The 13,513-nt window shown below is 42.5% G+C and carries 13 protein-coding genes; 10 read left to right on the top strand and 3 right to left on the bottom strand.

What is annotated here, in order from left to right; translation table 11 throughout:
* Positions 1 to 29: 29 nt before the first annotated feature.
* From JWR61_RS06210 to JWR61_RS06245, 8 genes are all read left to right on the top strand, one after another.
* Entirely contained in the window at positions 30 to 1,262 is a 1,233-nt protein-coding gene (locus JWR61_RS06210) for a DUF6786 family protein (protein WP_301926969.1), read from the top strand.
* A 6-nt stretch (positions 1,263 to 1,268) separates the two neighbouring features.
* Complete coding sequence (locus JWR61_RS06215; protein ID WP_301926970.1) at positions 1,269 to 2,117, top strand: fumarylacetoacetate hydrolase family protein; 849 nt, start codon at positions 1,269 to 1,271, stop codon at positions 2,115 to 2,117.
* Positions 2,118 to 2,228: 111 nt separating this feature from the next.
* Entirely contained in the window at positions 2,229 to 3,518 is a 1,290-nt protein-coding gene (gene fucP / locus JWR61_RS06220; RefSeq protein ID WP_301926971.1) for an L-fucose:H+ symporter permease, read from the top strand.
* Positions 3,519 to 3,711: 193 nt separating this feature from the next.
* Positions 3,712 to 4,872, top strand: a complete 1,161-nt coding sequence (locus JWR61_RS06225) for a glycoside hydrolase family 172 protein (protein WP_301926972.1) — start codon at positions 3,712 to 3,714, stop codon at positions 4,870 to 4,872.
* Between the two features lie 49 nt (positions 4,873 to 4,921).
* Positions 4,922 to 5,467, top strand: coding sequence for a GRAM domain-containing protein (locus tag JWR61_RS06230; RefSeq protein ID WP_301926973.1), 546 nt, complete (start codon positions 4,922 to 4,924; stop codon positions 5,465 to 5,467).
* A gap of 308 nt (positions 5,468 to 5,775) precedes the next feature.
* Positions 5,776 to 6,123 (top strand): hypothetical protein, encoded by a 348-nt coding sequence (locus tag JWR61_RS06235; protein ID WP_301926974.1) that lies wholly within the window; start codon positions 5,776 to 5,778, stop codon positions 6,121 to 6,123.
* Between the two features lie 12 nt (positions 6,124 to 6,135).
* Complete coding sequence (locus tag JWR61_RS06240) at positions 6,136 to 7,647, top strand: FAD-binding protein (RefSeq protein ID WP_301926975.1); 1,512 nt, start codon at positions 6,136 to 6,138, stop codon at positions 7,645 to 7,647.
* A 44-nt stretch (positions 7,648 to 7,691) separates the two neighbouring features.
* Entirely contained in the window at positions 7,692 to 8,981 is a 1,290-nt protein-coding gene (locus tag JWR61_RS06245) for a hypothetical protein (protein ID WP_301926976.1), read from the top strand.
* A 144-nt stretch (positions 8,982 to 9,125) separates the two neighbouring features.
* Here JWR61_RS06245 and JWR61_RS06250 read toward each other — a convergent pair whose 3' ends face one another.
* Positions 9,126 to 9,422: a hypothetical protein gene (locus JWR61_RS06250; protein WP_301926977.1), complete on the bottom strand. Its 297-nt coding sequence runs from the start codon at positions 9,420 to 9,422 to the stop codon at positions 9,126 to 9,128.
* A gap of 615 nt (positions 9,423 to 10,037) precedes the next feature.
* Here JWR61_RS06250 and JWR61_RS06255 point away from each other — a divergent pair.
* A complete protein-coding gene (locus JWR61_RS06255; RefSeq protein ID WP_301926978.1) occupies positions 10,038 to 10,988 on the top strand; it encodes an MBL fold metallo-hydrolase in 951 nt (316 codons plus the stop codon).
* Between the two features lie 340 nt (positions 10,989 to 11,328).
* The gene (locus JWR61_RS06260) at positions 11,329 to 11,616 is read left to right on the top strand and encodes a hypothetical protein (RefSeq protein WP_301926979.1); all 288 of its coding nucleotides are present in this window, start codon (positions 11,329 to 11,331) and stop codon (positions 11,614 to 11,616) included.
* A 313-nt stretch (positions 11,617 to 11,929) separates the two neighbouring features.
* On the opposite strand, the gene JWR61_RS06265 is transcribed toward JWR61_RS06260, so the two are convergent.
* Complete coding sequence (locus JWR61_RS06265; protein ID WP_301926980.1) at positions 11,930 to 12,838, bottom strand: hypothetical protein; 909 nt, start codon at positions 12,836 to 12,838, stop codon at positions 11,930 to 11,932.
* 14 nt (positions 12,839 to 12,852) lie between these two features.
* Entirely contained in the window at positions 12,853 to 13,182 is a 330-nt protein-coding gene (locus JWR61_RS06270) for a hypothetical protein (protein WP_290336623.1), read from the bottom strand.
* Positions 13,183 to 13,513 lie beyond the last annotated feature (331 nt).

Here is a 13,513-nt window from a genome sequence, read left to right on the forward strand (position 1 = left end):
AGCGAATCAAATTAAATAAAGCTTGCAATATGAAAAATTACCTGTTTTTTTACCCCTGTTTGTTACTGGGTGCTGCCGGGTGTAATCCTGCCTCCAATAATACGGAAGCGGCTGCAGTAAAAGATTCCGCAGCCAAAGGCACCTACGCTTATGACGCTGCCTTTTTAAAAAAGCACACAGCCAAAGTGATTGAATTAACCAGCGGAGACAGTTCGGCGAAAGTGCTGTTATCAGCCGATTACCAGGGACGGGTAATGACCAGTACCGCCCTGGGAGATGACGGTAACAGTTTTGGCTGGTTGAATTATGACTTGATTTCGGCGCCTGAAAAAAAGAAACAGTTTAACCCCGTTGGGGGTGAAGAACGTTTTTGGATGGGACCTGAAGGCGGCCAGTATTCCTTGTATTTTAAAGGTGGTGATTCTTTTAATATAGCGCACTGGCAGGTGCCTTCCGTTATTGATACTGATAGTTATGACGTAACAAAGTCGGATAAATCGATGGCGGTATTTTCAAAAAAAGCCAGCATAAAAAATTATAGCGGAACCAGCTTTGAGATTGCCATTGAAAGAACTGTAAGCCTGCTTGGTAAAGATCAGCTTAGTCAAAGACTAAATATTTCCATTCCTGCGGATGTTCATGTTGTTGGATTTGAAACCAGCAATAAAATAACCAATACCGGCAGCAATGACTGGACGAAAGATAAAGGATTAGTATCTGTTTGGCTGCTTGGTATGTTTACACCTTCCTCCGAAACAACGGTCATTATTCCCTTTCATGGCATTCCCAACGCCAGGAGTTTTATTACGGATAATTATTTTGGTGATATTCCAAAAGAGCGCTTGCAGGTGGCTGACAGCGTATTGTATTTTACCTGCGATGGAAAGCTGCGCAGCAAGATAGGCTTATCGCCATTGATTGCGAAACCAATCGCCGCCAGTTTTGATTTTAAAAAAAATGTGCTGACCATCATTATACCCCAGGTGAATAAAGACGCTGCATACGTAAACAGCAAATGGGAGATGCAAAAAGAACCATATAAGGGAGATGTTATTAATTCTTACAACGATGGTCCCTTGGCGGACGGAACCCAGATGGGACCTTTTTACGAGGTAGAATCTTCTTCGCCCGCACTGGAATTAAAAAAGGGTACCACCGGGGAATACAAACAAACTACCTGTCATTTTGAGGGTAGTTACGCAACATTGCAAACCCTGGCCAAACAACTGCTGGGTGTAGATCTTAACACCATCAAAAAATAAACATACATGCATTTATACAAAACTTCCAAGGGAATTATCCTTCAACTGCAGGATAATTATTTTTTATTAAAAGATGACTGGGATCTGTTGATTAACCAGCAAAACTTATACAGTCATTTGTTACAGTTGTCAGCCAGTGCTGAAGCGATGACACATGAAGATGCAGCCAATAATATTAAAGAAAATATTTTGCCACCCATTGGCAGCCAGGAAGTTTGGGCGGCCGGTGTTACCTACCTGCGTAGCCGGGATGCGAGGATGGAAGAATCTGAAGATACCGGTGCCGCGGATTGTTACCAGCGGGTGTATGAGGCAGAAAGACCGGAATTGTTTTTTAAGTCTTTGCCACACCGTGTTTCAGGCCACGGACAACTGGTAAATATCAGGAAAGATTCCAAATGGGATGTGCCCGAACCCGAGCTGGCTTTGTATATCAATTCCCTGGGAACAATACAGGCGTATACCATTGGCAACGACATGAGTTCAAGAAGCATTGAAGGCGAAAACCCACTGTACCTGCCACAGGCAAAAATGTACGAAAGAAGTGCTGCGCTTGGTCCTTGTTTGCTGGTGATCAATGAACCTATTGCCATGACCACTTCTATAGCAATTACCATTCACCGCAACGGCGAAAAAATGTTTGATGATGCCACTACACTGGCCAATCTGAAACGGTCGTTGCCTGAACTGGCGGGCTGGTTATATAAAGAAATGGATTTTGAACACGGGGCTTTTTTAATGACCGGCACCTGCGTAGTACCGCCGAATGATTTTACGCTGCAGGCCGGAGATGTAGTAAACATCAGCATTTCAGGTATTGGTACAATGACCAACACCATTGCACTGAAGCAGTAGAACTATTTTAACCAAAACATCCATTATTTTTAAAAGCGATTTTTATCATTAGCAGTACTGTATATTTATAAACAAAATTACCAGGGTTTACAAACATCTTTAACGATCACTATGCCGAATCAACAACCGCAAGCCGCAAGCTATAAGGTAGCTTTTGCTTTAATTACGAGCCTGTTTTTTTTATGGGCTTTTTTACACAATATCAATCCCATTTTAATTCCGCATTTAAAAAAGGCCTGCCAGTTGTCAGATTTGCAATCGTCGTTTATTGATACGGCTGTTTACCTGGGTTATTTTTTCGTGGCTTTACCGGCAGGTTGGTTTATGCACAAATACGGTTATAAAAAGGGGATTCTTTTTGGTTTGTTGTTGTATGCAATTGGTGCGGCATTGTTTATTCCGGCTGCTTCCGCCCGCAGCTACGATTTTTTCCTGGTGGCGCTCTTTATCATCGCCAGTGGCGCTACGTTTTTAGAAACTGTAGCAAATCCATACATCACCAAACTGGGAGACAAAGCTTCTTCTGAACAACGGTTGAATTTTGCTCAATCCTTTAATGGGGTAGGTGCTTTTATAGCGCCCATTATTGGCGGTCAATTTATTCTTTCTGGTATTGAACATACACCGGAAGAACTGAAGCAATTCTCTCCGGAACAGCTTAATAACTACCTCACGTTCGAAGCAAGTGGAATTAAAGTACCCTATATGATTATTGCAGGTGTGGTATTGCTGGTAGCATTGTTTTTTGTTTTTACCCGCCTGCCGGAAATTAAGGAAGAAGATGCGGAGGATGACGGACATGGACACAAGTCGTTTTCCTTAAGCGTATTTCGCCACAGCCATGTTACCTGGGCGGTGATTGCAGAATTTTTTTATGTAGGTGCACAGGTAGGCGTGGGTAGCTTTTTCATTCGTTTTTCAAGATATACCATGGGCATGCCTGAAAAAGAAGCAGCCTATTACTGGGGCTTTATAGCCATGGTTGGTTTTATGCTCGGGCGTTTTGCAGGCACTTTTTTTATGCGTTATATAAAGCCCGCCAAATTACTGAGTTTGTATGCAGTTATAAACGTTATATTGCTTACGGTAGCTCTGTTGGCTTCAGGTAAAGTAGCAGCGTATTCGTTGCTGGCAGTGCCTTTCTTTATGTCTATAATGTTCCCTACCATTTTTGCGCTGGGTATAAAAGGGCTGGGCGAAGAAAGCAAAATAGCTTCTTCATTCCTGGTGATGTCCATTGTTGGCGGCGCCTTTATTCCACCCATCATGGGCCAAATTTCTGATAAAACGGGCAGCATCCAGATGGCCTATATTGTTCCGCTGGTTTGCTTTTTGTTCGTGTTGTATTTTGGCTGGAAGGGATATAAAATAATTGAACCTAAAAAGGCAATAGGGAATTGATTTGATAGAACGGCGCTATATTCAATCAGCGTTGTATATTGAAGATGTTGGAAAGTTGAACTTAAGTGTTGCTGATCTAAAGCAACGCCTTCAATGATAGTGGTCAATAAATTAACAAAACCGGCATGCGGTTATATGGGTTAATAGCAATCGAACAGGTTCGTGCAATTTTATATATTTTAAACCAATCATCATGCAAAAGATTACCAGTTGTATATTTTTTTGTGTTGTTGTCTGCGCTACCGTACAGGCGCAAAAATTTAATGGCCTCGAAACAGATATGGGCAATTTGTTCCGGATGTCAGATGCTAAAACAAGGTCTGTCAGTCCTGAAAATTTTAATGGTGCAAAAGGCGAAGGCGGCAAAGCTACTACCGGCACCGGAAGCAGGGCAAGCAGGGATCTGGGGCAGGGCTGGAAAGTTAGTCCGAGTGTGGTGATTAAATCTAAAACTACTTTTACAGTGGCGGAGATCACGGGCCCCGGTTCCATACAACATATCTGGATGACGCCTACCGGTAACTGGCGCTATTCTATTATCCGCTTTTATTGGGATGATGAAACTACGCCTTCGGTAGAAGTTCCGGTGGGCGACTTTTTTGGCATGGGTTGGGGTAAATACTCGCCTTTGCAATCGCTGGCAGTTTGTGTAAACCCGGGCAGTGCATTTAACTGTTACTGGCCGATGCCGTTCAGAAAAAAATGTAAAATCACCATGGAAAATATAGACGATGCCGATATGGTATTGTACTACCAGGTAGATTATACGTTAACTGAAGTACCGTCGGATGCGGCCTATTTTCATGCACAGTTTAACCGCACCAATCCACTGCCTTACAAACAGGATTATGTATTGGTTGATAATATTAAAGGTAAAGGTCAGTACGTAGGAACGTATATTGCCTATGGCTCTAAAAACAATGGCTGGTGGGGCGAAGGAGAAATAAAATTTTTTATGGATGGTGATACCAATTATCCTACTATTTGTGGTACGGGTACAGAAGATTATTTTTGCGGCTCCTATGATTTTGATACACAGAAAAAAAATGAAGCAGGTGTAGAGCAATCCAACTATACAGAGTATTGTACACCTTATGCAGGCTTGCACCAGGTAATAAAAGGCGACGGGCATTATGAAGTAGCGCAACGGTTTGGCTTATATCGCTGGCACATCAAAGATCCCATTCGTTTTGAAAAAGATTTGAAAGTAACCATACAAGACCTCGGCTGGCGACATGACGGCCGCTACCTTCCATTGCAGGATGATATTGCATCCACTGTTTTTTGGTACCAGGCAGATCCACATACACCTTTTCCGAAATTACCATCCAAAGATCAGCTGGAAGTAAATTAGAAAGATTGATTTTATTGCAGAGGCATTAATTCAACAGTAATCTGACAAAATGGATAAAAGACACAGATTTAAATCAGGACTGTTTTTCGGAGTCTTAATGGCTGTTTCGTTCATTGTCCAAGACTTGTTAGGTCATCCCAGTCTAACGTTCCCGAATATATTAACAACAATGGCATCGGGGTTAGCGGGTGGAGCTGTAGCAGGAGTTTTGTTTGGCTGGATGATGGGACTTTTTGCAAACTCTGAATTGTTAATGAAGGGAACAAAAATTAACACACTTACAGATGAAAGCATTTTGTTTGAAACGGGTGCCAATCATTTCAAAGGTGCCGAAGGCGTAGGTGGAAAGCTATACCTGACCAACCAGCGACTCGTATTTAAATCACACAGGTTCAACATACAAAATCATGAACGCTCAATCAATCTGTCAGATATCGGGCAGGTTGAAAGATATAAGATATGGGGATTAATCAATAAAGGTTTATTGGTAACGACACTTCACAATAAAACTGAAAAATTTGTAGTACAGCAAATAGATGAATGGATTAACCAACTGCCGAAAAAGAACGATTCACAATATCTGCATTTGCAATAACATTACAAATAATCTAAAAATTTATTCCATTCTTTATATCAACTGTAGTTTAATTAAATGCTGGTCAATTCAACACAGAGTCATAAAAATACAAATGTCTTTCTGAAAGCTGTTGCACTAATGCAGCAGCTTTTTTATTGGCGGATGCTGATGAAATACCGGTGACATTCAGAAACCTGCTGGTTACTAAATAATACAACCTGCCTGTTGAAAAAATCAATAATAAACTGTAATTTAATCCGGCCAAAGAAACACCACTCTGTCCACAGGAAATAAGCAAATCATTTTTTAAGTTCAAAACTTTAATTATGCCATTACACTTTACCAGTGCCAGAAATATACTTTCTGTATGCCTTTTATCCGCGGCATTCTCTTTCAGCAGCTGTTACACTTACCGCGTTGCCACCAATGCACAGGCTGGTTCCGAACTTTCCAAACCCGTTACTGCACATGCCTTTTTTTGGGGACTGGTACAAAAACCTGCAGAGATACATACGCCCGTTTGCGATTCGCTGGAGGTAAACGGACTGTCGGAGGTGATTGTTAAAACCAATCTCGGGTATGCCGCCATAACTGTTGTTACCCTGGGTATTTGGTGCCCTGTGAAAATGCAGTGGAGATGCAGTAAACCTTGTAAAAAAACCGGTAGCTTATAAAAATCAATTAGCATGAAAATAGTTTCAATGGGCCAGCAGCAGTGGCAAAACAAGCATGAGATTTTTACAGAGAACATCAAAGAACTCTATATTGCGGGCAACGACCCTGATATGGGCGCACTGGACAGTTACAACGATGCCACCATTGCGCTGCAAAAAATGATTGGAGATGCAATACAGGCAGGCACTCCCTTTCGCTCACTCGGCGCCGGGTGGTCGTGGACAAAAATTGCCACCTGTAAAGATGGTATTATGCTGGATACCAAACAGCTGAACACCACCTTAACCCTTACCCGGCAGAGCGTAAAAAAATCGTATAAAGGGGATATCAACAACCTGATTTTTGCCCAGTGCGGCAACGGCGTTTGGGAGTTGAGCCGGGACCTGCGGCCAGAAGGGTTGTCATTGAAAACCTCCGGTGCCAGCAATGGCCAAACCATTGTGGGCGCTATGTCTACGGGGGCCCATGGCTCATCTATTGATGTAGGTGCGGTGCAGGATTATGTAGTTGGCATGCACATTATTACCGGCCCGGATAAGCATGTTTGGCTCGAAAGAAAGTCCGCCCCGGTTGTTACCCAATCATTTCTAAATAAACTAAATACCACACTGGTACAGGATGATGATTTGTTTAATTGCGCCCTGGTAAGTTTCGGCAGTTTTGGTTTTATTCATGGCGTGCTGCTGGAAACTGAACCCCTGTTTTTACTGGAGACTTACATGCGCCGGATGCCCCATGATGACACATTAAAAGGGTTGATGTCAACCCTGGATTTCAGCAATGCTGCACTGCCCTGCGGTAACGAAAGGCCGTTCCATTTTTCCGTAGTGCTTAACCCGTATGATATGGATAATGGTGCATATGTATTTACTTTTTACAAAAGACCTTACCGCACAGATTATGTTAAGACGGCCAGCAATGCAGATGGCATAGGGCCCGGCGATGATGCACCCTGTTTTATCGGCAAGCTCACATCGGCTGTGCCTGCACTGGTACCGGTAATAGTGAATAAACTGCTGGCAGGTGTGTACCAGCCGTACGAAAAGCAATACGGTACGTTTGCTGAGATTTTTAGTAATACCACCCTGCATGGAAAGCTATTGAGCGCTGCTATTGGGATACCGCTTAACCAGGTAAACCGGGTAACAGAAATATTATTTGAAATGAATAAAACGCACGGGCCGTTTGTAGGCTTGTTCGCTTACCGCTTTATCAAAAAATCAAAAGCTACACTTGCATTTACGCGTTTTGATTATACCTGTATCCTGGAACTGGATGCCGCTTTTTCCGACGATACCAAAAGCTTTTACACAGCAGTATGGCAACGGCTGGAGGATGAAGGTATTCCTTTTACTTTTCACTGGGGTAAAATGAATGAACTGAATGGTGACCGTATTGCAAAAATGTATGGCGATAATGCAATCACCTGGATGAAGTGCAGGAATAAATTGCTCGGTGCCGGTAGCCTGAAAGTATTTACCAATCCATTGCTTACTGAATGGGGGCTGGACCAGGTGATGTAAGCAATCACTCCAGCTGCCTTTATTTTGTACATTAAAATTGTTGCATGCCCCGTGTTTTTTTTGTTGTGTTGTTTTTTTTGATGGTGTATTGGTGTGCCGGCCAAAACGGCGACAGTATTGCTGCCGGAATAAGGCAGATCAACAGGGAGGTTGTTAATCAAACCGGCGGTGCAGTTATTTCCAACCGTGCAATGAATGTTTTCCTGGCAGATAAAACGGGCTACCTGGCGGGCAGTGATGCGCTGTCCTTCTTTACGAATTATGTAACCTTCAATTCCACCGATGGCATCTTTACGGTGAACCATAATTTTCAAACACCCGGCGGCAGGGACGAGCTGTTGAAAAACTTGTTAAGCGTGGGGTTTAAAGCCAATGTAAATAGTATTGGTGCTGGTTTTTTAGATAAACGATTCGATGATGAACTGGGGCTTACAATTAATTATAAATGGCTTGGAAAAGTAAAAACAAAGTCTGATGCTTACCAACAGCAATCCATGAATGCATTGCGGGCCGGGCTTGTTCATACACTCGAATCAGCTATTGAGAAAGAAACAGCCGATTTTAAAACAGCATTGAACAGGGTAGCAGCAGCTGATATCAATGGAGCAAATGCGGACAGTGCCAGGGCATTGATACAAAATAATTTTTATGCAGATTTAAAAGAAAAATACCAGGCCCTCTTTGCCATGCAACAGGCAGAACTGCTTACCAAAACGGCTCATTTTGAAACCATCTGTTTCGGGTATACCAGCTTCACAGCCACTATCCCGGTTATTGCCCCTGCTTATACCATTGCACCCACCATCAATGCTGCATTTGTACAAAAGCATAGTTATCCTATGCAATTGATGCTGGCACATACCAGGCTGTGGGAAGGCAGCCATTGGGGCAGGTTATTTGTAACGCTTGGCGGCAGCCTGCTGCTCAATAATTCCAAACTAAGTTATGGCGTTGATAAAATAAATCCGGGTGCCTATACAATGATGGGTGGTACGGATACACTTACGCTGGCTCAGAAAGAGAAAGGGTACCTGGGTCGGTATCAAACTTTTGTTACGCCGGCACTACTCGGGCGCATTGTTTATTATCCCACCAATTCGCATGTTGGTTTTAGTGTAATGGCAGAACAACATATCGGCAAAGACAATTTGCTCAATGCGAGGGTAGGTGTACCCATTGTGCTGATCAACAGCAAAAAAACACCCGCTGTTACTTTTGAATGCTATGTGTCTTTTTTTGATATGGGGCACACCGTTAAAAACCTGCAAGGCCTCGGTAAACGAACAACGGTAGGTATTGCTGCCGGTATTCCTTTTAGCAGGCTGATGTATTGATTTTGCATGCAGTTTAAAAAGTATTGCTTCGGAATGTGGCTTCGGCCCTGCTGATGAGATGCAATGGTGGCCTGCCGGAGATGTACGTTATCAGATGCGTAACAGCAGTAAAAAAAGGTAACAGCCAGCTTGATGCGGGACGGTTCATTCATTTTTAAGCCATCCTCTCTTCCAAAATACATGTTGAATTAAATAACCTGTCAATGCGAAAATGAACCCGCTCAACAGTAAACTAATAATCACAATTCCTGCAATGTCTTCTTCAGGATGGATTTTATGCAGTGTATATAGCAAAAGAAAATCAATCAGTACTCCGGCAACAAAACCTCTGATGGCCCCTGTTTTAGATTTTCCAGTTTTAATGAGCCAATATACAGTAGCCACAAAACCTGCCCAAAAGAATCCAGCTACAGGCATCTTATTTTCATAAAAACCTCCCATGCCAACGAGTATAACAAATACACAACACACCCGGTATATTGCCAGGTGTGCTATATAATGTTGCTGCAATTTGTCCACTGTGATAAGATTTAGATGTTACAGTTTGTTTATTTGTCAAAAGTCATTGTGTGTCGCTGCACAGCGAAGAAATGTTGCGCAATCTTTTGGCCGAAACAAATGTACACTTTTGCAGGCGTTCCGTTGTTATTCATACTATACATCAATTCCCTGGAACAGAGTTGTGTTTCATGACCATCCGAAGCCCTCACCCAATCCGAAAATCGCACAGAAGTTGGAGCATGATTTTTGTGATTCAATGGTGGTCATGATTGAAGATGCAGTAGCATATCAATTCACCAACCACAACAATCCAACAACCAACAATCCAACAACCCACAAATCAACAATTTAAATGTTTTGAAGAGTTGTTTGCACCCAACGGGAGATTGCCCTAATGACAGCTGGAGTTGAATAATATTGACGAATTGATTTTCATTATCATGTTTTTTGTTTTACTTTCATAATAGCATCAATATACGTCTCGTGTTTAATTTGCAGATTTTTAGATATGCTACGTGAGAGGTAATTTGGTAACGCATCTAAACTATACAAACAGTGGCGAGACTTTACTTCACGTCAGTTCTTTTGCTATCTTTTTTTGTTGCTTCCGCACAAGTCAACACAAATAAAGATAGTTCCCTTAACGGGACTGCTATAAAAGTTACGCTGCTGGGTACTGGCACACCACAACCGCTGATGGATCGCTTTGGACCCTCAACACTTGTTCAGGCTGGCAACACTGTTTTATTATTTGATGCTGGCAGGGGATGCCTGCAAAGGTTACGACAGTTGAAGATAGAATATGATAGACTGGATGCCTTGTTTCTTACACATCTTCACTCCGATCATATTGTAGGGTTATCCGACTTGTGGCTTACAGGATGGCTTATAACCGACCGAAAAACGCCCCTGCCCGTGTTTGGGCCAGCTGGCGCCAGGCAAATGACTGATTACTTGCAAAAGGCGTATGCATTTGATATGAAAATAAGGGTGGAGGATGATAACGCTGCCATTGAAGGAGGCCAATTAGTAACCACTGATATAAAGGAAGGTATTGTGTATGAAAAAAATGGAGTAAAAGTGATTGCATTTTTAGTAGACCATTACCCTGTAATTCCAGCTTTTGGATATAGAATAGAATATGCCGGACATGCTGTTGTGCTGTCAGGAGATACGCGTTATTCAGCAAATCTTATCAGGTTTGCAAAAGGAGCAGATCTGTTAGTGCATGAAGTCGTTATTGCTCCAGGCACATTAAAAGTAACTGATCCCAAATATCACGTACTGGCACATCACACAACACCTGAACAGGCGTGCAGGGTTTTTAAAGCTGTTCAGCCAAAGCTTGCGGTGTATGATCACATTGTGCGCCTGTATGGGCATTCACCCGATGAAATAATTAAACTTACCCAATTGAATTATTCAGGTCCGTTTGTAGTAGGTGAGGACTTAATGAATTTCTCAGTTGGCGATACCGTCACTATAAAACGATGGGGAGAAAAATAAAACCCTCATTGGCGTAACCAACCCTCGGCAAAAATATAAATTGTAATGATAAATTGAATATAACAGATCAACCCCCAATCCGTCAACCACACAATACTCTGAACTATGACTTTTGTGATTAAATGATTAAAATGATAAAACTACAGTCCCCTCAATCCCCCCAATCCTAAAATTCACACCAATCAAACAAATCACAGCGCTTACAACATCCCGCAATCCAACCCTTTCCACGCACAAGGTAATAGTTACCCAACAGCCGGGGCAATACCTTCCTCAGTGTACAGTAAAACATTCATGGCCGTTAATTTGCAGGCAGTATTGTGAACTAAAAAACACACACATGAAACGAAACACCATCCTCGCCATTTCAGCAATGGTTGTGCTGGCAGCCTGCAGCAACGGCGGCACGTCAGACACAAACACTACCACCGACACCATGCATACCGGTAAAATGGATACCATGCAAACGCAACCAACCGGCCCGACATCCGGCAATGGTAATACGGCCGCAGGCACATCCAACCCGGCCCCTAACTTAACAGACACCGCAGCCATAGGTACCAACCGCAACGCCGGAAGGGATACCAGCCATGTACCGAAAGACACGCCGCACAGAATGAAACACTAACCGGCAACAAGGAATGCAATTCCGGTTTGTGCCATTTACATCCCGAAAATGGAAAATAGCACGCCTGTCAAAATATATACAGCAGTTACAATCAATGTGTTGTGTTACTGGCACGGTTTAGGACTTGTATAATGTACAAGCGATGATGAACGAAGAGAGGAAAAAGAAAAGCAGCTAACAACATCACCGCAGTTAAAATTAAAAAGGATTTTCCCAAAGATATAGTCATTCAGGATTATGGTATAAAAGCGCCGTCTCAACAAATGAGGCGGCTTTTTTATGACGCTAAGGGAGAGGTGAGTGGTGAGTGGCGTCATTGAGCAGCAAACGTTTTAAATGATAACGACATATCTACACCACGCCCCACAATAAAACTTTCAATTTTCATTACGCCATAAAAATGGTTTCTTGTAATATATGCTATCAGCGTTCCGCTATTTACATAGCGCTTATCAATTGAGTTGCCCGTAAACAATCCCTTTGCCTCATTTTCTTTTAGCTGCGCTAAAGTTACATTGTCGTAGCACGAAGCGCAGGTGCCCAACAGGTAAAACCTGGCGCCATTTTGCGGAACAATGCTTGCCGTGTTTGCATCATAAACGTTCCACCAAAAATCGCCTTCCGTCGCCTGGCCGCTTTTTTCTAAATCAGCATGAAAAGTAGAATGCACGATTGTATTTTGCCGTTCAGTTAACATTGGTTCACGCAACATTGCCGCCCCCGCTGTAAGCGCATGTACCGTTAAAGGGCTTTCTGTGCCTTTCGGGCTCTTTATATCAATACGCGGAGGCATTGTTATTGGCTGGCTCGCTACACCTGCACTTTGGTTCGTATGCGTTTCCTGCACAACAATAACCGGCAGGTGCAGCATGGAGTCGGCTGCTTTTTTTATATAACGTGCATCGCCCCGGCGGTTCGGTTTTAAAGGCGGCGGTGTAAAAACAAGTGCTTTGTTTGCGTACATTTTTGCATCGGAATAACTGGCGGTATTAAAACTGGCAGCGGCCAGCATGAAATACGTAAAAGCCGCCGGCACTTCGTGTATACTATTTTTAAAACTGGTTAAGGCAGTTTCAAAATCATTGTTGTTAAAGGAGGTTATTCCCTGAACTAAAAAGTCCTGAGCCCTGGCAGTATCCTGGCCAAGCGCTTTGTTTTTGCTGAATATAACAATCAGCACAACAAAAAATAACAGCGGCTTTGTAATGTGTTGCAGTTTCATACATGTTGGTTTAATTAGTGAAACACAGATTTCAATTCATTGCTGTCAACCTTTTTCATAGGCACCACCGGCGTTGTAGTTTTGGACGTGGCTGTTGAGTCTTTAGTGATGGTAGTATTGCTTTTTGTATTGTAGTAACTGACTGTTTTGTTAATGTAAATGGCAATGGTAATCAGCATAATGCCAAGTGCTACAAACAAAAGCCCGGGCGACACACTTGCGAGGTCTGCTTTAAAACCGGCAAAGCTGGAAGAAAATTTAAATTCACCTTTAACCCCGGCCGAGATAAGGTTGTAGCCAAGCTTAATTGTTTTATACCCCAAAATAAAACAGATGATTTTCATAACAACAATCATTGAAAATGAAATAAGGTATATTGTTTCGGGGGTTTGATTCATACAATGGCTTGTACAGTAAAATGGTTGAGCAGTGGGTTTTAAACAACTTAAGAAACGATACTTTATTAAGGGCTGGTTTTTTAAAGGAATTAGCTGGTTTAAGTACCAAATAACCAGGATGGAATGTTTGTAAAAAATGAACAGCCAGGTTTTTAAAAATGCAAAGCCAGCTTACTTTAAACTTACAATAAAGATTCTACAAATGCAAGCCGGCACCCGCTTCCGCACGGGGTTTATTTTTCTCCGCATCCAATTTGGGATGTAGGGTTGTATTTTC

The sequence above is a fragment of the Ferruginibacter sp. genome (assembly GCF_028288465.1).
Classification (GTDB): Bacteria; Bacteroidota; Bacteroidia; order Chitinophagales; family Chitinophagaceae; genus Ferruginibacter.

Bases quoted from the DNA above. Each gene is read 5' to 3' on its own strand.
- JWR61_RS06210 (WP_301926969.1), top strand. From the start codon at position 30: ATGAAAAATTACCTGTTTTTTTACCCCTGTTTGTTACTGGGTGCTGCC.
- JWR61_RS06215 (WP_301926970.1), top strand. From the start codon at position 1,269: ATGCATTTATACAAAACTTCCAAGGGAATTATCCTTCAACTGCAGGAT.
- fucP (WP_301926971.1), top strand. From the start codon at position 2,229: ATGCCGAATCAACAACCGCAAGCCGCAAGCTATAAGGTAGCTTTTGCT.
- JWR61_RS06225 (WP_301926972.1), top strand. From the start codon at position 3,712: ATGCAAAAGATTACCAGTTGTATATTTTTTTGTGTTGTTGTCTGCGCT.
- JWR61_RS06230 (WP_301926973.1), top strand. From the start codon at position 4,922: ATGGATAAAAGACACAGATTTAAATCAGGACTGTTTTTCGGAGTCTTA.
- JWR61_RS06235 (WP_301926974.1), top strand. From the start codon at position 5,776: ATGCCATTACACTTTACCAGTGCCAGAAATATACTTTCTGTATGCCTT.
- JWR61_RS06240 (WP_301926975.1), top strand. From the start codon at position 6,136: ATGAAAATAGTTTCAATGGGCCAGCAGCAGTGGCAAAACAAGCATGAG.
- JWR61_RS06245 (WP_301926976.1), top strand. From the start codon at position 7,692: ATGCCCCGTGTTTTTTTTGTTGTGTTGTTTTTTTTGATGGTGTATTGG.
- JWR61_RS06250 (WP_301926977.1), bottom strand. From the start codon at position 9,422: ATGGGAGGTTTTTATGAAAATAAGATGCCTGTAGCTGGATTCTTTTGG.
- JWR61_RS06260 (WP_301926979.1), top strand. From the start codon at position 11,329: ATGAAACGAAACACCATCCTCGCCATTTCAGCAATGGTTGTGCTGGCA.
- JWR61_RS06265 (WP_301926980.1), bottom strand. From the start codon at position 12,838: ATGAAACTGCAACACATTACAAAGCCGCTGTTATTTTTTGTTGTGCTG.
- JWR61_RS06270 (WP_290336623.1), bottom strand. From the start codon at position 13,182: ATGAAAATCATCTGTTTTATTTTGGGGTATAAAACAATTAAGCTTGGC.